Source organism: Listeria rocourtiae subsp. hofi (assembly GCF_963575615.1).
GTDB lineage: Bacteria > Bacillota > Bacilli > Lactobacillales > Listeriaceae > Listeria_A > Listeria_A hofi.
Genome location: NZ_CAUYTL010000002.1, coordinates 121,435 through 144,223, shown reverse-complemented (window position 1 = coordinate 144,223; position 22,789 = coordinate 121,435). Strand labels below are relative to the sequence as shown.

The following is a 22,789-nucleotide window of genomic DNA, read 5'->3' as shown; positions in this document are numbered from 1 at the left end:
GGAAGTTTGTTTCCTTTTCCGCGCCTCAACATGTATTTACTTTACGCCTGAAAGATTACCACGATTCTCAGGGAATGTCCAGCAAATTTTTGTCCAGTAGTGAAATTTTATCTTAATTTGCGCGTAATTACAAGTCGTAGCGTTACCTTATCGGTTCATTTCGAGTATTGTCGCTACTTTTGTCGTCATTAGATCGATTGCAACCTTGTTTTCGCCACCTTCTGGGATGATAATATCGGCATATTTTTTCGTTGGTTCAATAAATTTCTGATACATCGGCTTCACCACATTCAAATACTGATCAATTACCGACTCCATCGTCCGCCCGCGCTCATTCACATCACGAACCATCCGCCGTAAAATTCGAATATCATCATCCGTATCGACATATACCTTAATATCCATAAGATCGCGCAATTTCGGATTTTCTAAGATTAAAATACCTTCTAATATGATGACCTCTCGCGGTTCTTGATGGATAATCTCGGTTGAACGCGTGTAAAGCTCATAATCATAAACCGGCTTATCAATTGGCTCGTAACGCAATAATTGCTTAAGATGACGAATCAATAGCTCCGTATCAAACGCCAAAGGATGGTCATAATTCGTTTTTAGTCGTTCCTGAAAGGCCATCTCAGCTTGATCTTTATAATAGAAATCCTGCTCTAACATCAAAATTGAATGTCCTGTGAAATGTTCATAAATCGCCTTGCTCACACTTGTTTTCCCAGAACCACTACCGCCTGTCACGCCTACTACTATCGGCTTTTTCTTCATCACTTTGTGCCTTCCTTTCTGCGACTAATCGCAAGGCCATCCCCTAAAGGAACAGTCGTCGTAATGAAATTTGGATTTTGCAAAAGCCAATCATTGAATTCGCGCATTTTTCTAGAAACGCGTTGTTTTTGTTGTGCACGCGGCGTATCATGTAATGCCAATCCCTTGAAAAGGACATTATCACTGTAAATAACGCCACCTGGAGCCAATTTATCAATATACATATCAAAAAATTTGGCATACTGTGCTTTTGCAGCATCAATGAAAATAACATCAAAATTCTCTTTTTCAAGCACAATAGAGCTGTCTTCTAAAGCGTCCATCAACAATACTTCCACCCGGTCTTCCACACCAAAGGCATGGACATTATGCCAAGCACGGTCATAGCGCGTTTGATCACGCTCCATTGTGACAATATGTACATCTGGCAACGCGTCCGCCATCCGCAACGCCGAGTAACCGATTGCTGTTCCAATTTCTAAGATTCGCTTCGGCTGTTGAATTTGCATAATTTGTAACATAAAATGCATCGAATCTACTTCCATAATTGGTACTTCGTGTTCTGCTGCATAAGCTTCCAATTCCATAAAAAACGGCTTGCGTTCCGGAATATGTGAAAGCAAATAACTATGAATTAATGTATCGTTCACTGCTCTAAATCCCCTTTAAAGACCAATGATAAGCGCTTGTTTCTGCCCAATAAAGAGCAAAACAAACGCTTATCGTGTCCATTTATTGATTATTTGTAATGTGTTCTTCTTTTAATCTATTATGTTCTTCTAGTGTCTTAGAAAAATAAACTTGCCCCGTTTTCGTATTCGCTAAAAAGTATAGATAGTCCGTTTTTTCCGGGTTCAACGCGGCTTCCATTGATGTCTTTCCACTGTTGGAAATCGGACCAGGTGGCAAACCTTTGTTTTTGTATGTGTTGTATGGCGAATCCACTTGTAGGTCTTCATACATCGTGCGTGATTTATGTTTGCCGAGTGCGTAAAGCACTGTTGGGTCTGTCTGTAACGGCATGCCTGCTTTTAAACGATTATAAAAAACACTCGAAATTTTGCTACGATCAACATTCGCCGTAGCTTCTTTTTCAATCAGCGACGACATTGTTAAGAAATGGTGCACGGACATTTTTTGCTTTGTGAGTTCTGGCTTGTATTTCGCGATATTAGCGTCTGTTGCCTTGACCATGTCGCTTATCATCGCTTTAATATCCGTTTTTCCAGTAAATTCGTATGTTGCAGGATACAAGTAACCTTCTAACGGGTGCTTGATTTTAGGTGCCAGAACGTCTTTTGTCACCGTATCAGGATATGCCGCCATCAATTCATTCACAAACGCCTTATCATCCATCACTCTCAAAATATCCGCTTTCTGAAGCTCCGGCTTGTAAACAACCATGCGATCCGCGATTTGATCCAACGAATATCCTTCTGGTATTACAAGTCTAGATGGCGCAATTACTTCCCCTCGCTTCAATTCATTGACTACTTGTTCGACAGTCATCGATGGGCTCAGTTTATATTTTCCAGCTTTTAAGTTCGTTTCATTTTTATATTTCACATAGTACGTAAAAATCATACTGCTGTTAATCACATTATTTTCTTGCAAAATATCACCAATTTCCGACACTTTAGAGCCTTTCGGAATATCTACAATAATGGTTTCCTTGCTCGATGCATTGACAGCTTGAAGTTGCGAATCAACGTAAAAATAGCCCCCAACAGTTAACGCAACCAAAACTAAAGCAATACTCGAAATTATAATCGTGATCATTTTGCTCTTAGATTTTTTCATCTCTAAACCTCTTTCATTCTTCTATGCAAAACTTTTCTCCATCTATTATAACGGTAATCACTACTATAGTTCAACTACATTCGATAAAAAATATAAATTCGTGACGTTTTCGACAAATTTAGGTATAATGAGGACGCATCATTCAACGGCTCAATCAAAATGAAAGAAGGCTTTCCATGTTACATTCTATTATTGAAGCACTGCAAAATTTCGTCATGAGCTTAATTGACTTATTTGGCCACTGGGGTATTTTCTGGGCAATGGTCATCGAGAGCATCTGCATCCCACTCCCAAGCGAAGTTGTCATGCTATTTGGCGGCTTTATGGCTGAAACAGGTGATTTAAATTTCTGGCTTGTCGTCTTTGCTGGCATCGCAGGTAACCTCGTTGGTTCACTAATCGCCTATTACATCGGGAAATTCGGCGGTCGAGCACTCGTTTTAAAATTCGGAAAATACATCTTTCTAAACGTCGGACACCTTGACCTAGCTGAACACTGGTTTCAGAAATATGGCACATCGGCAGTGTTTTTCGGACGTATTCTACCAGTCATTCGAACTTTTATATCACTCCCAGCAGGAATTGCAAATATGAACATTTGGAAATTTGTCATTTACACTGTATTAGGTTGCATTCCTTGGAACATTTTTCTAACTTACTTAGGTTACAAACTGGGCGCTAATTGGAGCGTAGTTGAGCAATATGTTCGTCCAATAAGCTATACGATGCTAGCATTATTAGTTGTGATTGTAGTATACCTAATCGTGAAGATTATTAAGAAACGTAAAATAAACGCATAAAAAGAAAAAGCTGAGAAGTTAGCACTTAAATTGCGCTAATTTCCCAGCTTCTTTTTGTGTACCCGAAAAAATTGTACTTTGAATGAAATCGCCAAACCTCCGAGAGCCGACAAATGCGTAGATCCTAGGCAAAGTCCTAATTTAAGGACTACAGCCTCACTTCGCTCCACTGCATATTGAGGCTCTAATTCGCTTTGCTTCAAAGTGCCTCAACAAAGCGGAGCGTATATTTATATGTTGACTGAAAACTGGGAGGGAGTAGCACACCCCCGACCATGTGAGAAGTTATGCGAAACATTGTGTAGAAGAGCATCGGAGCACAGACTTTAACGACGCAGATGCGCGTTTGTCGTCCCTTTGAAAGATTTATTCGGCGTCTTCGTCTTCCAAGAACGTTGCTAAGACTTCTTCAATCATATCCCATTCTTCTTCTGTTTCTACAGGTTTTAGCTCACCTTGAGTACCATCTTCATTTTCAATGAAAGAAGATGCTTGTAATTCGATTTCTTCTTCGTCTTCTGCACTTTCTGGATAATACAGAACGTAAGATTTCTCAAACTCATCGGAATTGAACGAGAAAAGAACCGCGTACAGCTCCTCGTTACCATTTTCGTCTACTACTGTGATATGTTCGTGATCATGTTCATGATTTTCTGTCATAATGGACACCTCTTTTAATTAATTATTTGCATCTAGATAAGATTGCAATATCATTACCGCTGCAAGCTTATCAATGACTTTCTTACGTTTCTTACGGCTAACATCTGCTTCTAGCAATGTACGTTCTGCGGCCGCAGTAGTTAATCGTTCATCCCACAGCATAACAGGGATTCCAGTGCGATTCTCCAACACTTCTGCATACTTTTCGGATGCTTCTGCTCGTTCACCAACCGTATTATTCATATTTTTGGGCCAGCCTACTACAATTTTTTGGACATTGTACTCGGCTGCAAGTTCTTTTACGCGATCATAGCCAAATTGCTTTGCGCGTTCGTTTATTGTGATTGTCTCAATGCCTTGTGCAGTCCAACCTAGCTCATCACTAATAGCTACACCAACAGTCACTGATCCAACATCTAACCCCATTATTCTCATTTTTCACCAATCTTATTGTTTTTTAGGTAAGACTTTACTAATTCTTCGATAATCTCATCACGCTCTAGACGGCGGATCAAATTTCGAGCATCATTATGGCGCGGAATATAAGCTGGATCACCAGAAAGCAAATAACCAACAATTTGATTAATCGGATTATATCCTTTTTCTTCTAGGGCAACATACACTTTACCCATCAGAATTTTGACATCTTCCTCAATCGAATCATCGCCAAAACTATAGAACATTGTTTTATCAGAAGCCATTTTGATCAGCACCTCTTTCTATTGTTATCGCTATTGTCCACATTTCATTTTACACTAAGTCGCAATAAATAACAAAGAAGATGCTAACAAAAAAGATTGCAGAGCCTAATTCGCGACTAAATTACTGTTGGGAAGATACCCATTCTGAGACGTAAGCTAATGCACCAGCTAATTTTTCTGGGTCTTTACCGCCTGCTTGTGCTGTGTCTGGTCGTCCGCCACCGTTCCCACCACAACGAGTCGCGATTTCTTTTAATAGTTTACCTGCGTGATAGCCTTCTTTAATAAGGTCTTCGGAAACTGCGGAAATAAGGCTTACTTTATCGTCATGAGCTGCACCGAGAACGAGGATTCCACTCGCTTTCGTTTCTTTCCAGTTATCCATATATTGACGCAACTGATTCATGTCCTTCGCGTTTACTTGTTTTGCAATGACTGCCACGCCACCAACATCTTCTGGATTGCTGAAAATATCCGCACTTGCTGCATTTGCAAGTTTGGATAGCAGTGATTCGTTTTCGCGTTTTAATTCGCGCATTTCTTGATGTAATTGTTCTACTTTTTGTGGTGCTTCTTTTGGCGTTGTTTTAAGTAGGTGCGCCGTTTCTTTTAAATAATGTTCTTGTTGGTTTAAGAAACGATATGCAGATTCACCAGTGACTGCTTCTATTCGACGAGTCCCTGCTCCGATTCCGCTCTCAGAAATAATGTTGAAAAGTCCGATTTCGGATGTATTTTTCACATGTAAACCGCCGCAAAGCTCGATGCTGTAATCACCTATGCGGACAACGCGAACAACATCACCATATTTTTCGCCAAACAGTGCCATTGCTCCAAGTTCTTTTGCTTCTTTGATCGGCATTTCTTTAATATCGACTGCGAGTTGTTCCCAAATTTTGCGATTGACGATGTGTTCCATTTTTTGTAATTCTTCGTCTGTGATTTGACCAAAATGGGAGAAGTCAAAACGTAGACGGTTCGGTTCTACAAGTGATCCAGCTTGGTTGACATGATCTCCTAAAACATCTTTTAGCGCGCGATGCAATAAGTGAGTTGCTGTATGATTCTTCACGATGCCGTGACGAGAAGCTATATCTACGTCCAATGTCACATGGTCCCCTTTGTTCAAAATCCCTTCTTCAACGCGTACTTCATGGATGTTTTGCTTGTTTGGTGTTTTTTGGACGTTTAGAACAGCCGCAGTAAATCCGGATTTCTTAATCGTTCCTTGATCCGCGATTTGGCCACCACTTTCTGCATAAAATGGTGTTTCTTTAAAAATAATTTGGACTTTGTCGCCGCGTGATGCGCTTTCTGCTAAGCCACCAGATTTGATAATGTAGAGCACTTCTGTTGTAACTGATGTTGTTTCATAGCCAACAAATGCGCTTTTTTCTGTTAGACTTGTCAAAAGTTCTGTTTGCACGCTCATTGATTTGACGTCAGCGCGGGCGTTACGTGCACGATCTCGTTGTTTGTCCATCTCTGCTTCAAAACCTGCGTGGTCAACTGTTAGGCCATTATCTTCTGCATATTCCTCTGTCAACTCAACTGGGAATCCAAATGTATCGTATAGTTTGAAAATGTCAGCACCATTCATTTGACCAGAATCTTTTGCAGCTACCATCATTTCTTCTAAAATAGCCAAACCTTCATTTAGCGTCTCGTGGAAACGTTCTTCTTCCGTACGTACAATTTTTTGGATAAAATCAGTTTGTTTTTCTACTTCTGGATAATAGCTATTCATGATTTTGCCTACTACTGGCACTAATTTATACATGAATGGCTCGTTTATGTTCAAATTTTTAGCGTAACGAACGGCACGGCGCAACAAGCGACGCAAGACATAGCCACGTCCTTCGTTAGATGGCAAGGCACTGTCACCAATCGCAAAAGCTACGGTGCGCACATGGTCAGCAATCACTTTGAACGCTGTATCTATTGCTGGATCTTGCCCATATTTTTCACCAGAAATTGCTTCTACTTCACGAATAATAGGCATGAATAGGTCTGTTTCAAAGTTTGTTGGTGCGTCTTGAATAATCGAAACCATACGTTCTAAGCCCATCCCGGTATCGATGTTTTTCTTTGGAAGTGGTGTATACGTACCATCTGCATTGTGATTGAATTGGGAAAATACTAAGTTCCAGATTTCCAAATAGCGCTCATTTTCGCCACCTGGATATAGTTCTGGATCTGTCGTATCGTTTCCATAAGCCTCACCACGATCGTAAAAAATCTCACTATCCGGACCACTTGGACCTTCGCCGATATCCCAGAAATTGTCTTCAATCGGCACAATATGATCGTCTGTTAAGCCAACTTTTTCTTTCCAAATTGCTTTTGCTTCTTCGTCTTCTGGATAGACCGTCACGTATAATTTATCAGGATCAAAGCCAATCCATTGCGGACTCGTCAAAAATTCCCATGCCCAAACAATTGCTTCTTCTTTGAAATATTCACCAATTGAAAAGTTACCTAACATTTCGAAAAATGTGTGATGGCGCGCTGTTTTACCAACATTCTCAATATCGTTTGTGCGGATAGATTTTTGTGCATTTGTAATCCGCGGGTTATCTGGAATCACACTGCCATCGAAGTATTTTTTTAGCGTTGCGACCCCGCTATTAATCCATAATAAAGACGCATCGTTAATTGGTACAAGTGGCGCACTTGGCTCCACTTTATGGCTCTTTTCCTTGAAAAAGTCTAGGAACATTTGTCTCACTTCAGCACTAGTTAATTGTTTCATTTTATTTCCTCCTTTTTAATTGGCGCGCGAGTATGAATACAAAACAAAAAGCCTCATATCATCTCGCAATACAGGGACGAATATGTTCGCGGTACCACCCTGTTTGCAATGATATAAGACTTGATCATTACCTCTTTAGTATCCTTAACGCGGAATAAGACGAAAAATAGTCGTAACGTGAGGTAGCACAGAAATAGCTGTTTCGTTTATGTTCTTCCAGCCAAGGAACATTTCTCTTGCAAACGGGCATATCTCTTTAGTCTCACACTATTTTTAAATGTATGATACTTGAAATTATAAAGGATATGGCTAGGTATTGTCAAACTTTATTGAATAGACTTATGCATGTTTGAGTATTATAATGATTTTATGAAAAAAATGAACGCAGGAAGGTGATTCGGATAACAAAATATTGGATTGGCGTAGCTTCATTAGATCATGTCAGATCAGGTGTTGCAGGTGGTTTTTCGCAGTTATGTCATGGCAAGGAGGCACCTCTGAAAAGGATGAAACCAGGGGATTGGTTGGGTTATTACAGCCCAAAACAGGCGCTGAATACAGATGAGAAGTGTCAACGTTTTACTGCAATTGGGCGGGTGAAAGGTTCTGAAATTTATCCGTTTGCGATGAGCGAGACGTTTGTGCCTTATCGTAAAGATATTGACTTTTTTCCTGATGCAAAACAAGTGCCGTTGCATGCGATTTCGCAACTGGAGGCTTGGCAGAAATACCGCTCTTCCTTGCGTTATGGGCATTTTGAGATTGACAAGGATTTCTTTTTGGTGCTTGCAAAGAGAATGGGATTACCTATGAAATATGAATCTTGAAGGGATGTTTTAATATGACAAGCGATGTTTTAGTTGTGATTGATTTGCAAAATGGGGTAAATTCAGTGGATTTCCCGTTAGCTAATCTGGATAATGTGTTGAACGGGGTGAATCAGAGAATTGCAAGCTATCGAAATGCAAGAAAACCTGTGATTTTTGTGCAGCATGTGGATGAGGAATTGGTTATTGGCAGTGATTCATGGTCGTTGATGACTGCGTTAGATAGCCTGCCTGATGATATTTATGTAAACAAGACGCATGCGAATTCCTTTTATAAGACGGGATTACAGGGTATTCTTGATAAATTAGATGTATCCAAAATCGAGTTTTGTGGGGCCCAAACGGAATACTGCGTTGACACAACGATTCGATTTGCGCATGGCTTGGGATATGATTGTTACATGATGCAAGGCCTGCACACAACGACAAATAACGATTTAATAGATGCAAAACGATTATGGCGCATCATGAGTCGCTTTGGAATCTACGCTTCTTAACATTTCTATAAGATTAAAATAAGCCGAATCAGACTGGTAGCTAAAGCGCTGATTCGGCTTATTTATTTATGCTGTAATTACTACTTGCTCTTTTACATCAAAACTACCATTTTTCATCGTGATTTTAACGTCAGATACTTTAGCGATTTCTGGGTCATGTGTTACCATGATGACACATTTACCTTCTTTGTGAGCCAAATCTTGGAATAGCGTCACAACTTCTTTACTCGTGCGCTCATCCAAATTTCCAGTCGGTTCATCTGCTACAATTAAATCGGTTTCGCAACATAGCGCACGAGCAATAGAAACACGTTGTTGCTGTCCCCCACTCAATGTTAGCACTTTTTGTCGCGCCATTTTTTCGCCAATACCAACTTTTGCCAACATGTCCAGTGCGAATTGTTTCTGATCTTGTTGATTTACATGCGTGATTTCCATTGCAGTGGTTACGTTTTGAAGTGCCGTCATATAGGTTAACAAATTATAACTTTGGAATACGATTGAAACGTACTGATTACGATATTTGTTGAGCCCGATTTTTTTCAAAGATAGTCCTTTATAGAAAATATCGCCATCTTGTGGGGCATCAAGGCCACCAGCTAAAGATAAAAATGTGGTTTTCCCTGATCCTGAGCTACCAACAACCGTATAGAAAACACCTGTTGCGAAAGTGTAGTTTATTTTATCCAAAATCGGGTTATCGTTCTGCTTATATGCATAGCTTACATCTTGAAATTCTAGAATTTTTGTCATAAAAATCACGCTCCTATTCTTGTTTCGTTAAGATTGTTTTTGGGTTCATGCGAAGAACTAGAATTGACGGTAATAATACAGAAATAAAGGCTATGCCAACACCAATCCCGCCCATTTTCAACATGTCTTCTAAGCTTACTTGGATGTCGAGTGCTTTTATTTCAGCTGTATTCGCTGTGAGCGATGAACCAAAGCCTGGGCCTCCGCCACCCGGTCCGCCACCCGGTCCGCCTGGACCTCTTTGGTTTGTTGAAGATGTTGATTCGGATGCAGTTGCGTTTTGTTGCGTCAATAATTGATTTCCAACGACTTGCGCTACATAATGGCTACTCACCGCGGCAATTCCGAACGATAAAACGGCTACTACTAAAATTTCAACGAGGAACTGGCCGACGAGTTTGGAGCGCTTTTCACCGATAGCCAGTAGGACTCCCATTTCGTATTTGCGTTCGCGAATTTGCATCATTACAAGTAGCCCTAAGATTAAAGCCCCAGCAATCGATACGATGTAGACGACATTTTTAGAAAAAGCAGCTACGTTGTTGATTGGTCCAATCATTTGTTGGTATGTCGCGTCATTGGCATCTAATTTGAACGTGTCCCAATCCACCGCTGTAACTTTTTTCGCTGCTTTTTCGAAAGCGCTGATGTTTGCAGCGTCATCCATGAAGTAAATTGCGGAATCGACAGTGTCTTTTGCATCGCTGCCTTTGATGGTGTTAGCAACGGTGTATGGCACGTAAATCGTGTTGTACGGGTTTAGAAATGAGAAGTTTGCTGCTGCATCACTTCCTGAATCCGTTGTTTCGTAAATGCCTTGGATTGTTAATTCTACGGTTGTTGCTTCGTCGCTGGATTGGATTTTGATTTTATCGCCAACTTTGAGATCATTTTCTTCGGCTAATGTTTTTTCAATCATTACGACATTTTTACCAACATCGCTTGCTGTAATTGCTTTTCCGGATACGAGTTTGTCGGTTCCTGCTTTAAATTTTGTTGCGGTTGCGGAATCTAGCACGCCAGATACGCTCAAATCGGCTTGGACCATTTGCGGACGGTTGGAATCATTGCCGCCTTGGCCTTGCTGTGTAGAGGAATCATCGGACTGGGATGTGTCGTTTGATGAGGCAATCGGCTCGAAACCGGATGCCATGGCTTGTGTATTGGAATAGAGATTGTAACCCGCTACGTGGTCGAGTTCTGCGAGTTTTTTCGCTGCGGCAACGGCTACTGGTGTGGATTGGAACATGCGGCGCTCAGGAGTACCGCCTGAACTCGATGTTGATTCTTTTTGCTGCGCCTCCATTTGTTTTTCACGGTCAACACTAAGCGTTACGTCTCCACCCAATTCCTGTCTTGCTAGCTCGCTTGCTTTATTTGCCGCGGATTGAATCGTGAATCCGGATAGAATAAGTACGCATACGATTGTAAAAATGAATAATTGCAAAATTGTTCTTCCTTTTCTTGCTTTCATGCTGAGTAATGCTCGTTTGATAAAATTCATATCGTTTCCTCCATTTCGTCTTGCTCTTTCTATAGATTAGACGCTAGGTGTGAAAAAAATATGAACAAATTGTGTGCGGGATTTTAAACTTTTGCGAAAAACATTATTTAGCTTGATTTCATGGTGAATATAGTCTAATTTTAAGGGAGAGCTTTAATGAGAGAGAGGCAAAAAACGATGAAATTATTAATGATTGAAGATAATGTCAGTGTTTGTACGATGATTGAAATGTTTTTTATGAAGGAAAAGATAGACGCTACATTTGTACATGATGGTTTGGAAGGATTCGAGACGTTTGGCAAGGAGAATTGGGACATCGTCATTATCGATTTAATGCTGCCAGGAATGGACGGAATGACAATTTGCCACAAAATTCGTGAGACGAGTGATGTCCCAATTATTATTTTGACAGCGAAAGAGTCCGAGTCAGATCAAGTACTAGGCCTGGAAATTGGAGCAGATGATTACGTGACAAAGCCGTTTAGCCCGCTAACATTGATGGCGCGAATTAAAGCTGTGACGCGTCGTAAAGGCCAAACCGTTGATACATCAGCAAAACCTGCCGATAATGATATTTTAGAAACGAACTATTTCAAAATTAGTAAAAAGACGCGGGAAATTTATTTTGAGGGGCGATTACTGGAAGCATTAACACCGAAAGAATTTGATTTGTTATACTTTTTGATGCAGCATCCACGCCAGGTCTTCTCTCGGGAGCAACTGTTAGAACATGTTTGGGGTTACCAGTTTTATGGGGATGAGCGCACAGTGGACGTTCACATTAAACGATTGCGACAGAAAATCGCGACGGATACACATCCGTTTCTTCATACAATATGGGGCGTTGGTTATAAATTCGATGAAACGGAATGATTCGCATGAAATTTAAATACTTTTACCAGCTTTTTTTGACACAGTTTATTATTTTGTTCGTCGCTTGCTTGATGATTGGCCTACTCATTTCACATTTTATGAAGGATTATTTGTATCAAACGCAAGTGGCTGATTTGACGGCGTATGGGGAAGAAATTGCGAACGGTGTCCAAAATATGTCAGACCGGGAAACGGGAAATCCGATTTTACAGACGTATCAGCAAATTTTAGGCGTAAAAAACATTCATTATGTGATTTTTGATAACACCGCTGCGATTGTTTATCCACAAACCAATCGCCCGCTTCCTGCTGATTTCCATTTAAAGACTGATGAGTGGAAAGAATTGCAAGAAGGTAAAACAGTTTCGACGCTCATGGACACACGATTTAACGAGCAGTTGACGCGCGTGAGCATTCCAATTGAGCAAAATGGCGTATTTGCCGGTGGAATCATGCTCACATCGCCAATTAGCGGTACTGAGAAAGTCATTGGCAAAATTAATTGGTACGTTTTCTATACGATTCTTATTTCGATTACGATTGCTCTTATTTTGAGCGCGATTATTGCGAAACTACAAGTGAATCGTTTCCGTAAACTGAGCTCTGCGACGAAAGAAGTCATTAAAGGTAATTACAGTGTGCGCTTGAAGGAAAGTTCAATTGATGAGATTGGCGCGCTCGCTGGTGATTTTAATAAGATGACGCAAACGCTGGAAGAATCCGCGATTGAGATTGAGCGCCAAGAAAAGCGTCGCCGCCAGTTTATCGCCGATGTTTCCCATGAAATGCGCACACCACTCACAACAATCAGTGGCTTGACAGAAGGCTTAGTAAACGATATTATCCCGAAAAGTGAAACGGATCGCTGTATCGCGTTGATTGATACCGAAGCTCGGCGTCTAGCGCGGCTGGTGAATGAGAACCTCGATTATGAGCGCATTCGTTCGAATCAGATTCAACTTCAAAAGACGACATTTGAAGCACATGAATTTTTAGCAATTATCAAGGACCAACTACAACTAACTGCTGAAAATAAAGGCAATCAGATTATAGTGGATACACGAGAGTCCGTCCAAGTTTTTGCAGATTACGACCGATTGATGCAAGTTTTCATTAATATTGTGAAAAACAGCATCCAATTTACCGAAAACGGCACGATTACTCTATCAGCGAGGCAGGAATATAAAGAAACGATTTTTGAGATTAGCGACACAGGAATTGGCATGGATGAATCCGAAGTTGAGCAGATTTGGGATCGCTTCTATAAAGCCGATATGTCACGGACGAGCACGAAGTTCGGCGAATCCGGCATTGGGCTGTCAATTGTGAAGCAATTGATTAGTTATCATGATGGTGAGGTTAGCGTGCATAGCGTGGCCGGTGAAGGGACGACATTTACGATTAAATTGCCGTTTTTTGTGGATAATTGAAAAAACAACCAAACCTGGTAGCTCAAAATCTAGTTAGGTTTGGTTGTTTTAATTAGTATTTTATACTCCTTTATTGGCCTTTACAAAAAAACATTATATCACAAATTATGCATAAAAACGCCTCACCCATTTTCCAGGCAAGACGTAATTCCACTGTTTCTCATCTCAATTTCTCAACCGCACCTTCCACAGTCGCGACAAAATAAACATGACTCCCCTTATTACTCTCATACATGTAATCTTTAAAATTCTCACTATACATCGAAAAATCGCCAACTATCGCCATTTTCAGCTGGTATGTTACCAATTTTTGAAATGCGTCGCCTAATAATCCTGTCTTGAGATCAAAAAAATCCTCCAAAATTATCTGCTTATCAATAACAATTTTACGATACGTCGTCTCATACAGCACACTCATCACAAAATCCAACATCGACGCCGCATCTCTTATTATAACCTCATCGTTCTTAACCTGAGCAATGCCATCACTTTCTAATTTCTGAATTTCCATTTTCATGCCCCTCCCTAAGCGCGCATAAACTGGTAAGGTGTGATACTCTCCATCCCAATCATCGGATCAATCGTCATCCAATTCTCCTCCGTCAACAACTTCCGATTGCTCACTGTTGTCAATATATCTTCCTCACTCAGCAACCGTTCATACAGCGTCGTATTCCGCTTCTCCTCATCAATCCGCTCGACGCCCATCCGAAACGCATCCTCTTCCCCGCAAATAATCAAAAACTGCTTGCTCCGAGTCACCGCTGTATACAAAATATCGCGTCGCAACATCCGGTAATAACTACGCACCACCGGCATAATCACAATCGGAAACTCACTCCCCTGCGCCTTATGAATCGAACAACAATACGCGTGCGTCAATTGGCCAAACTCCTGCCTAAAATACTCGACCTCCGTCTGATCAAACTGCACAACAACCATATCCTGTTTCTCCGTGTTCTCCTTCGCATAAATAATCGAGACAATCTCACCAAAATCTCCATTAAAAACGTTCTTCTCCGGCTGATTCACCAGTTGCAATACCCGATCTCCAATCCGAAAAACAATATCGCCAAATTTCACTTCTTTACGTTTTCCATCCGGGTTCGCATTAAAAATTTCCTGCATTTTGCGATTTAAAATATCAATTCCGGCAGGTCCACGATACATCGGCGCCAAAACTTGGATATCTTTCGCGCGAAATCCTTTTTTCTTCGCGTTCTCTACAACTTTTTCCACGACTTCGGCAATCTGATTCACCGTACAGTGGAAAAACGACCGATCCGTGCTATTTTTCGTGAATGTCGCTGGCAAAAACCCTTGGCGAATATCATGCGCAAGCTCAATAATCGATGAACCGTCTTCCTGCCGATAAATATCTGTTAACTCAACGGTAGGAATCTCGTTTGATCGCAACATATCTTTCAAAACTTGCCCCGGCCCAACAGATGGCAATTGATCCTGATCTCCTACCAAAATCACTTGCATGTGCGCTGGCAAAGCCCGAAAAAGCTGATTCGCAAGCCAAATATCAACCATTGACATCTCATCAATAATCAGTAATTTCCCTTCAATCGAACGCTCATTATCATCGTCCAACTGCTCCTGCCCGTTCATTCCTAGCAGTCGGTGGATCGTCATCGCAGGCAATCCAGTCGATTCCGTCATTCGTTTCGCCGCACGTCCCGTCGGTGCTGCCAACAAAATCGGCAATTTCTGCCCATCCTTATACGACATCGGATCCAAATTAACACCATTTAACTCGGCATAAAGCTCCACAATCCCTTTAATAACAGTCGTTTTCCCGGTACCAGGCCCACCAGTCAAAATAAGCATCGGCGACATCAATGCTTGCTCAAGCGCCACCTTCTGGGTTTCCCCGTAAGACACACCAATCCGATCCTCCAATTCACCGAGCGCGATATAAAACTCTGATTTTGGAAAAAGTTCCTCGTACTCCTTTTGCCGCATCATTCTTTTCACGTGCGCCGCAAACCCAGCCTCCGCAAAATAAAGCGATGGCACATACACCCGCGTGTTCTCCGTCATCACCTTCATATCTTCCTCAAGAGCCAGCAACTGCTTCGTCAATTGTTCTTGCTCAATCCGAACTGGTTCACTACTCTCAAGTAGTTGCGTTACCGTCTCCAGCAAAACTTCCCGCTCCATAAATACGTTACCTTGCTGCAATGACTCCTGCTCCAACATGTACAAAATCGCTGCCTGCAAACGCGAATAATGATTTCCACCAAGTCCAAGTTTGCGTCCCAACTCATCCGCACGATTAAACCCAATTCCCTTCACATCTTCAATTAGCTTATAAGGATTATTTTCTAAAACATTCAGCGTATCTTGCTTATACGCCTGAAAAATTTTCATCGAGAGTTGCGGCCCAAACCCATACTCATTCAAACTCACCATAATATGTTCCAACCCTTGATTCTCACGCAACGATTCCAGCAAACTCTCCGCCGTCGCAAGTGGCAAACGTGGCACCTCTTGAAGTAGCGACGGATCAGACAAAATCCGGCTAATAGCATCCTCGCCAAGCGTTTCCACGACACGTTCCGCTGTCTTTTTACCGATTCCTTTAAAAAGTTCTCCCGATAAATACTGCACCAACCCTTGCTTCGTCTGTGGCATCTCTTTTCTGAATCGGTCCGCCTTAAACTGCTGACCAAATTTGGCATGATCCATTAATTTACCGTGAAATATGTACGCCTCTTGCTCATGAAGGGCAGGAAAAAAGCCCGTCACAACAATATCCTTCTCGTCCCATGTCGTATTCGTATCCTGCACCTGAATCCTTATCACTGAAAACAAGTTGTCGCTATTATGAAAAATTGTCGACATCACAAGTCCTTTCATATACAGTTCCTCGTTCTCACCGAGCAATCCCAACGTTTCTTGCGTGTCCATTTTCCCACCTCCTTCGCAATCCTATGTCTATCTTATTTGCCGCTTGCCTCTAAATCTTGAATGGCCGCCAGCGCATTTGCTGCTAACTCATGATTCTCATCGCTCGCCACAGCTTTCTCAAAGTAACTTTTTCCAATCACTAAATCGCCTTGCCAAGCTAAGTAAGCAGCACCGATATTGTAAAGCGCATCGGCATCATCTGGTTTCAACATCAATACACGCTCAAGCGCCCCAATCGCATCCTCAAACAAGTCCGATTTCGCCAAGGCAATCCCATACTGGAAAGCAGCCTCCACCTCATCAGGCGCCAATTCCACTGAACGCATCAAATAAGGAATCGCCAACAAATTTTCATCCATCTGCGTGAAACTCATCCCAATCATGAAATAAACATCCGCCGAATCCAGTCCAGCAGCAATCGCTTGTTCAAATTGCTTTGCTGCGTCTTTGTAGCGTTCCAGCACATAATACAAATTTCCTAAACTATAATAAGCCGCCGAAGCTTTATTATCCAACTCAATTCCCCGCTCAAAAAAACGCTCGGCACGCTCAAAATCATCCATCGAAAGCAACACATTTCCGAAATTAATGAACCCAACCGGATCATTCGGGTGCTCCTCAATAACCTCCGTAAAAAGACGCACTGCCGTCTCTAAATCATTCTTTTGCATCGCTTCGATACCTTGTGCATTTTTATCCATCATGCTTTTTTCCTCCTATTTTACCGCAACAGCCAACCACGTTTTTAGCGCCGCCACGGTTTCGTTTGTCTGCTCCTCGACACTAATTGAGGCATTACCATCACCATGCTGTTTTCCATAAGCCCCAAATTGCGCATGGTTTCCGCCTTTTATTGATACAAAAGTCGTTTTCTCTGGCAAATATCGCTTGTTCTTTTCGTATGTATCCCAATTAAGCACGCCATCCTTCGTCGCAGTAATCGACAATGCCGAAAACGGAGCTTTTGCAAGCGTTCCCTTCTCGTCTGAATAACTTGCTAAAAAGAAAATACCGTCCAATTCATCCATATTGTCATGAGCAAACCGCGCCGCCATCGCACCGCCCAGCGAATGACCACCAATCACAAAATGCTCATCTTCATGACTATCAATAATATCTGCTGCCTTATTTTTCCCAAAAACAGCTAAATCAAGCGGCATTTCAGCAATGTACACCTTATAACCTGCATTCGCAAGCCCTTTTGCCATTGGAGCATAACTGAGCGCATCAATGAACGCACCAGGATAAAAAATCACGCTTTCCTTCACATCCTGATTCATTGGAGCAAACATCAAAAAGCCACTATCATCTACGACATCCACTTTTTTCGTGGAATTCCCAGCATCTTCTGCAAACTGACTCGGCGATGTATTAAAGTAAAAATAAGCACCACCAATAATCAAAACAAGAACAGCCAATACAATCCATAACGTCTTTTTCATCCGAATCCTCTTTTCATCCTTTATCAAAAAAAGAGTTCAGGGAATAATCCCATCCCAAACTCTTTTTCAAATTTCTTATCCAACATATTGCAATGGCACATCTTGTCTATAAATCTCGTCAATCGTTCCCCCGCCTAAACAAACATCTCCATCGTAAAGAACGAGCGCTTGACCTGGCGTCACCGCGCGAGCTGGCTCATCAAACACAACATGCGCCTTATTCCCATCCAACAAATGCACCGTTACACCAACATCTTCCTGACGATAACGGAATTTTGCCGTACAATGGAACACTGCATCCACAGGCCGATCCGAAACGAAGCTCATATCCGTTGCTACAAGTGAATCCGAATATAGGCTATCATGATGGAAACCTTGTTCCACGAATAACACATTATTCGCTAAATCCTTCCCAACTACAAACCACGGATCACCGTCTCCACCAATACCCAAGCCATGACGTTGTCCAATCGTATGATACATCAACCCATCATGTTTACCCATTAATTTCCCATCAAGCGTCTTCATATCACCAGGTTGTGCCGGCAAATACTCACTCAAAAATTGCTTGAAATTACGTTCTCCAATGAAACAAATCCCTGTACTATCCTTCTTGCCGGCTGTTGCAAGCTCTGCCTCTTCCGCAATCCGACGCACTTCCGGCTTTTCCATCCCACCAAGCGGGAACATCACCTTTGAAATTTGTGCTTGCGATAGCTGGTTCAAGAAGTATGTCTGATCTTTATTCCGGTCCACACCACGTAACATTTTAACCTCATTATCAATCGTTTCCACACGCGCATAATGTCCCGTCGCCACAAAATCAGCACCTAAACTCTCCGCGTGTTCCAAAAACGCCTTAAATTTAATTTCTTTATTACACATGACGTCTGGATTTGGCGTTCGACCCAATTTATACTCATCCAAGAAATACGTGAACACTTTATCCCAATATTCCTTTTCAAAATTAACAGCATAATACGGAATCCCAATTTGGTTCGCCACACGAATTACATCCTCGTAATCCTCCGTTGCCGTGCACATTCCAAACTCATCCGTATCATCCCAATTCTTCATAAAGATTCCGATGACATCATAGCCTTGCCTTTTCAGCAAATAAGCTGTTACCGACGAGTCCACGCCGCCAGACATGCCAACAACTACTCGCGTCTTACTATTATCCATTTTAACTACTCCTCTTCACTTACAAAGTCGCTGTACCACTTTTACAATCTCACTTGCCGCCTTCTCCATTTCCTCGTAAGAATTACCAAGGCCAAAACTAATCCGAATCGACTCGCGTACACCTGCATGATCCGCCCCAAAAAGCGCCACCAAGACGTGCGACGGATCCACCGTACCAGCCGTACAAGCTGAACCACTAGAAACCGCGATTCCAGCCATATCCAAATTCATCAACAACTGCTCCACCGAAACGCCTGGGAAGCGCACATTCAGAACTTGCGGCAATCCCTTCTCAAGCGAACCATTAACCTCAAAAAGAATCCCACTCTCCGCAAAGGTATCCACGAACACCTGCTTATAATCCTTAAAATCAGAGCGTTTCTGCTTCCTCGATTCCAAAGAAATGCGCACAGCCTCAGCCATACCACAAATCCCTGGCAAATTTTCCGTACCAGCCCGACGCTTGCGCTCCTGCTCCCCGCCATGAAAAGGATACACTAAATTCGTCCCGTTTTTAACATACAAAAAACCAATTCCGCGCGGACCATTAATCTTGTGCGCCGTCACTGTCAACATATCCACACCAAGCTCCGCAACCTCCATATCAAACATTCCAAAAGCCTGCACCGCATCCGTATGAAATAGCGCCTGGTGTTTCTCCAACCGCTCACCAATCGCCCGAATCGGCTGAACCGAACCAACCTCGTTATTCCCATACATCACAGAAACTAGAATCGTCTCACTTGTAAGCGCGGCATCAAAGTTCGCAAGAGAAATAATACCATCCTTATCCACCGGTAAATACGTCACATCAAACCCTTGCGTCTCCAAAAAGCGACACGTCTCTAGAACCGCTGGATGCTCGATTTCAGTCGTAATAATATGTCTACCACGATCACGATTCGCATACGCCGATCCAATTAGCGCGACATTATCCCCCTCGGTACCGCCACTCGTAAACACAATCTCACGCTCATCCGCTCCAATGCTCTGCGCCACAATCGCGCGTGCCTCATCAAGCGCCTTCCTAGCATCTCTCCCTGCATAGTGAATACTAGAAGGATTGCCATAATTATTCGTAAAACTAGCCAGCATCGCCTGCACAACCTCAGGATGAATAGGGCTAGTCGCTGCATGATCTAAATACACACGTTCTATCATAAAATCGCTTCTTTCTATATTAAAAACTATCAACTAGCCTTTAAAAAATGTTTTTATAATCTATCCTATTTTAGCAAGAAACGATACCAAAAGCAAAAAACCAAGATATCCACTATCTAAAATACAATAAGAATTTTGTTTAATTAAAATTGGGATTATTTAAGGGTGAAAATATTGTGGTTTAATTTGCATTTAAAAGTTGATTACTTTACATTCTAATTTTCGATTTTGGAGCGAGGGCTTATCTTTGTTTTGAATTTATTCCTAGCTTTGCGTTCTAAGAGCCGCTGGTGGATTACATGCTCACTTTGTTCGCATGCATATTGTGGCTCTAATTCAGCAAGGGATGCTTCATAAGAGCCACAACAAAATCACCCCACTCATGAAACGATAGAATCCCTTCAAAAATGGAGTGCTCAAATTGTATTTTAATAATAAAGAAACCCCAATCGTACCGTCTTAATACCATTGTTTGAACCCGCTATTAACAGCAGGTGGGTGCTCTGTCTGACGGTTTACAAGTCCTCGTGAAAAGGCATGTGCGCTGCGCCCGAACTTGGGCTCCCTAGGTAAATCAAATTGTTCGGTTCAATAATATAGGCACCATAACGAATACATTAGGGTTTTCTTTATTGAACTAAGAATACCACATAAGTATGGATATTTCAATTTGGAACACTTATTTCAACAAAAAAGATGTATTTTTTTGTACTAAATTAACATCTAGAATGTAAGCGCTAATCGTTACACCGGTTATTTCTTATTTTGATTTATTTTCTCATAAACCCCAGCAATCGTCTGCTCATACTTTGAGGTCAATTTCGGCTCATAGTACTTCGCTTTCAAAAGTCGATCTGGTAAATACTGTTGATCTACCCAAGCATTCTCATAACTATGCGGATATTTATAATCTAAGGCTCGACCAAGTTCTTTCGCTCCAGAATAATGTCCATCACGCAAATGGTCTGGCACCTCTCCGCTTTTCCCAGCACGAATGTCTGCGAGTGCACTATCAATCGCCATAATAGCAGAATTCGATTTTGGAGATAAGCAAAGTTCAATAACAGCATTTGCAAGCGGAATCCGAGCCTCAGGAAAGCCAATTTTCTCAGCGGTCTGTATCGCGGATAAAGTATGTGTCGCAGCCTGCGGGTTCGCAAGTCCAACATCCTCATATGCCATTACGAGTAAGCGCCGACTAATACTTACCAAATCCCCCGCCTCAATCAATCTTCCCATATAATGAAGCGCGGCATTCACATCACTGCCTCGTACCGATTTCTGAAATGCGCTCAAAACATCATAGTGTGCATCGCCATCTTTATCATGTGCCAAGCTCTTACGTTGCAAACACTCCTCGGCTACTTCTAGCGTCACATGTACTCGTCCTGTATCATCGGGTTCTGAAGAAATAACCGCCAACTCCAATGCATTAAGCGCACTCCGAACATCACCATTACTCGCCGTCGCCAAGTGTGTCTTAGCATTCCCATCTAAAACCACCTCATATGCCCCTAAACCGCGCTCCAAATCCACAAGCGCTCGGTCCATCGTCACCTCGATATCCGCTACTGACAAAGGCTTCAATTCAAAAATTTGCGTCCGACTCCGAATCGCTGGATTAATCGCAATGTACGGATTGCTAGTCGTTGCCCCAATCAAAATAATCTGACCACTCTCTAAATGGGGTAACAGAAAATCTTGTTTCGGCTTGTCCAAACGGTGTACCTCATCCAAAAGTAAAATAACCGTACCACTCATCTTCGCTTCTGCAGCAACAATTTCTAAATCCTTCTTATTATTCGTCACGGCATTTAACATCCGAAATGCGTATTTTGTACTACCAGCAATCGCACTTGCAATCGACGTTTTACCAATTCCAGGCGGCCCATACAAAATCATGGAAGATAGCTGTTTTGCCTTTACCATCCGATAAATCACTTTATCCTTACCGACAAGATGCTTCTGTCCAACAATATCGTCCAGTGACTTCGGCCTCATTCGGTAAGCAAGCGGTTGAATAGCCATACCTTTCCCCCTCCAATCATTTATCCCAATTATAACATAAGAGCATATGTTCCGTTACCGATTTTCATCTATTTCATTAGCTTCTTGGCGCTTTTTACTATATAATTATCCTGATATCGAAATTAGCTGATGATACATAGGCGATTCTTCTCAATTATAACAGAAAATCGCAACATTCATTTGGAGGTTATTATGAAAATCACAACAAAAGGCCGCTATGGCTTAACTATTGTACTAGAATTAACGCGATGTTTTGGACAAGGCCCCATTTCATTACGTTCCATCGCCGAAAAAAAAGGCTTATCAGAACATTACTTAGAACAACTCATCGGTCCATTGCGCAACGCAGGTATTGTAAAAAGTATCCGTGGCGCACATGGGGGCTATATCCTAGGCGATGAGCCCGCAAAAATTACAGCCGGAGACATTATCCGTACGTTAGAAGGTCCCATCGTGCTCGTAGAAAGTATCGAAGACGAAGAGGCAGCACAGCGCGAACTCTGGTTACGCATTCGTAATGCCGTCAAAGAAGTTCTAGACAGCACGACATTAGAAGACTTAGCCAGCCATGGAGATGATCCTCTATTAGATGGCTACATGTTTTATATCTAAAAATAAAGCGGTTCACATCAAAATGTGAGCGGCTTTTTTTGTTTATCTACCTCTTTACTGTGCGAAAC

Annotated in this window: 21 protein-coding genes, 1 other RNA gene and 1 pseudogene; 6 read left to right on the top strand and 17 right to left on the bottom strand. The window is 41.9% G+C overall.

Going from position 1 to position 22,789, the window contains the following annotated elements; all coding sequences use genetic code 11:
• Positions 1 to 147 precede the first annotated feature (147 nt).
• The 3 genes from udk to mltG all read right to left on the bottom strand — a co-directional run bounded on the left by udk (position 148) and on the right by mltG (position 2,577).
• Positions 148 to 777 (bottom strand): uridine kinase, encoded by a 630-nt coding sequence (gene udk, locus R8925_RS02060; RefSeq protein ID WP_430534357.1) that lies wholly within the window; start codon positions 775 to 777, stop codon positions 148 to 150.
• Entirely contained in the window at positions 777 to 1,427 is a 651-nt protein-coding gene (locus R8925_RS02055) for an O-methyltransferase (RefSeq protein WP_430534260.1), read from the bottom strand. The genes udk and R8925_RS02055 overlap by 1 nt, the downstream gene beginning before the upstream one ends.
• A gap of 82 nt (positions 1,428 to 1,509) precedes the next feature.
• A complete protein-coding gene (mltG, locus tag R8925_RS02050) occupies positions 1,510 to 2,577 on the bottom strand; it encodes an endolytic transglycosylase MltG (protein WP_430534259.1) in 1,068 nt (355 codons plus the stop codon).
• Positions 2,578 to 2,753: 176 nt separating this feature from the next.
• Between mltG and R8925_RS02045 the strand changes: the two genes are divergently transcribed.
• On the top strand, positions 2,754 to 3,377 hold the full coding sequence (locus R8925_RS02045) for a DedA family protein (protein WP_430534258.1): 624 nt from the start codon (positions 2,754 to 2,756) through the stop codon (positions 3,375 to 3,377).
• A gap of 366 nt (positions 3,378 to 3,743) precedes the next feature.
• Here the strand turns inward: R8925_RS02045 and R8925_RS02040 are convergent, their stop codons facing one another.
• From R8925_RS02040 to alaS, 4 genes are all read right to left on the bottom strand, one after another.
• Positions 3,744 to 4,037 carry a DUF1292 domain-containing protein gene (locus tag R8925_RS02040; protein WP_036069272.1) on the bottom strand — a complete coding sequence of 98 codons (294 nt, stop codon included), beginning with the start codon at positions 4,035 to 4,037 and terminating at the stop codon, positions 3,744 to 3,746.
• 18 nt (positions 4,038 to 4,055) lie between these two features.
• Entirely contained in the window at positions 4,056 to 4,472 is a 417-nt protein-coding gene (ruvX, locus tag R8925_RS02035) for a Holliday junction resolvase RuvX (RefSeq protein ID WP_430534257.1), read from the bottom strand.
• The gene (locus R8925_RS02030; RefSeq protein ID WP_036069273.1) at positions 4,469 to 4,738 is read right to left on the bottom strand and encodes an IreB family regulatory phosphoprotein; all 270 of its coding nucleotides are present in this window, start codon (positions 4,736 to 4,738) and stop codon (positions 4,469 to 4,471) included. Before R8925_RS02030 ends, ruvX begins: the two co-directional genes overlap by 4 nt.
• A gap of 121 nt (positions 4,739 to 4,859) precedes the next feature.
• Positions 4,860 to 7,490, bottom strand: coding sequence for an alanine--tRNA ligase (alaS, locus tag R8925_RS02025; RefSeq protein WP_430534256.1), 2,631 nt, complete (start codon positions 7,488 to 7,490; stop codon positions 4,860 to 4,862).
• Positions 7,491 to 7,882: 392 nt separating this feature from the next.
• Here alaS and R8925_RS02020 point away from each other — a divergent pair, with 392 nt between their 5' ends.
• Positions 7,883 to 8,317, top strand: coding sequence for an EVE domain-containing protein (locus R8925_RS02020; protein WP_430534255.1), 435 nt, complete (start codon positions 7,883 to 7,885; stop codon positions 8,315 to 8,317).
• 14 nt (positions 8,318 to 8,331) lie between these two features.
• Positions 8,332 to 8,825 (top strand): annotated as a pseudogene (locus tag R8925_RS02015) (cysteine hydrolase family protein).
• 55 nt (positions 8,826 to 8,880) lie between these two features.
• Here R8925_RS02015 and R8925_RS02010 read toward each other — a convergent pair.
• Both R8925_RS02010 and R8925_RS02005 read right to left on the bottom strand, forming a co-directional pair.
• The gene (locus R8925_RS02010; protein ID WP_430534254.1) at positions 8,881 to 9,567 is read right to left on the bottom strand and encodes an ABC transporter ATP-binding protein; all 687 of its coding nucleotides are present in this window, start codon (positions 9,565 to 9,567) and stop codon (positions 8,881 to 8,883) included.
• A gap of 13 nt (positions 9,568 to 9,580) precedes the next feature.
• The gene (locus R8925_RS02005; RefSeq protein WP_430534253.1) at positions 9,581 to 11,071 is read right to left on the bottom strand and encodes an ABC transporter permease; all 1,491 of its coding nucleotides are present in this window, start codon (positions 11,069 to 11,071) and stop codon (positions 9,581 to 9,583) included.
• A gap of 177 nt (positions 11,072 to 11,248) precedes the next feature.
• Between R8925_RS02005 and pieR the strand changes: the two genes are divergently transcribed.
• Entirely contained in the window at positions 11,249 to 11,944 is a 696-nt protein-coding gene (gene pieR, locus R8925_RS02000; protein ID WP_430534252.1) for a two component system response regulator PieR, read from the top strand.
• On the top strand, positions 11,941 to 13,374 hold the full coding sequence (pieS, locus tag R8925_RS01995) for a two component system sensor histidine kinase PieS (RefSeq protein ID WP_430534251.1): 1,434 nt from the start codon (positions 11,941 to 11,943) through the stop codon (positions 13,372 to 13,374). The genes pieR and pieS overlap by 4 nt, the downstream gene beginning before the upstream one ends.
• A gap of 160 nt (positions 13,375 to 13,534) precedes the next feature.
• Here the strand turns inward: pieS and R8925_RS01990 are convergent, their stop codons facing one another.
• From R8925_RS01990 to R8925_RS01955, 8 genes are all read right to left on the bottom strand, one after another.
• Positions 13,535 to 13,885, bottom strand: coding sequence for a DUF4180 domain-containing protein (locus R8925_RS01990; protein WP_430534250.1), 351 nt, complete (start codon positions 13,883 to 13,885; stop codon positions 13,535 to 13,537).
• Between the two features lie 14 nt (positions 13,886 to 13,899).
• A complete protein-coding gene (gene recD2, locus R8925_RS01985; RefSeq protein ID WP_430534249.1) occupies positions 13,900 to 16,293 on the bottom strand; it encodes an SF1B family DNA helicase RecD2 in 2,394 nt (797 codons plus the stop codon).
• Positions 16,294 to 16,325: 32 nt separating this feature from the next.
• Positions 16,326 to 16,994, bottom strand: a complete 669-nt coding sequence (locus R8925_RS01980) for a tetratricopeptide repeat protein (protein WP_430534356.1) — start codon at positions 16,992 to 16,994, stop codon at positions 16,326 to 16,328.
• Positions 16,995 to 17,009: 15 nt separating this feature from the next.
• On the bottom strand, positions 17,010 to 17,735 hold the full coding sequence (locus R8925_RS01975) for an alpha/beta hydrolase (protein WP_430534248.1): 726 nt from the start codon (positions 17,733 to 17,735) through the stop codon (positions 17,010 to 17,012).
• Between the two features lie 75 nt (positions 17,736 to 17,810).
• Positions 17,811 to 18,920 carry a tRNA 2-thiouridine(34) synthase MnmA gene (mnmA, locus tag R8925_RS01970; RefSeq protein WP_430534247.1) on the bottom strand — a complete coding sequence of 370 codons (1,110 nt, stop codon included), beginning with the start codon at positions 18,918 to 18,920 and terminating at the stop codon, positions 17,811 to 17,813.
• Between the two features lie 15 nt (positions 18,921 to 18,935).
• A complete protein-coding gene (locus R8925_RS01965; RefSeq protein ID WP_430534246.1) occupies positions 18,936 to 20,081 on the bottom strand; it encodes a cysteine desulfurase family protein in 1,146 nt (381 codons plus the stop codon).
• Between the two features lie 438 nt (positions 20,082 to 20,519).
• Positions 20,520 to 20,708, bottom strand: a non-coding RNA gene (gene ssrS / locus R8925_RS01960) — 6S RNA.
• Positions 20,709 to 20,834: 126 nt separating this feature from the next.
• Positions 20,835 to 22,109, bottom strand: a complete 1,275-nt coding sequence (locus tag R8925_RS01955) for a replication-associated recombination protein A (protein ID WP_430534245.1) — start codon at positions 22,107 to 22,109, stop codon at positions 20,835 to 20,837.
• A 192-nt stretch (positions 22,110 to 22,301) separates the two neighbouring features.
• Here R8925_RS01955 and cymR point away from each other — a divergent pair, with 192 nt between their 5' ends.
• Positions 22,302 to 22,721 carry a cysteine metabolism transcriptional regulator CymR gene (gene cymR, locus R8925_RS01950; protein WP_036061761.1) on the top strand — a complete coding sequence of 140 codons (420 nt, stop codon included), beginning with the start codon at positions 22,302 to 22,304 and terminating at the stop codon, positions 22,719 to 22,721.
• Positions 22,722 to 22,789: the final 68 nt, after the last annotated feature.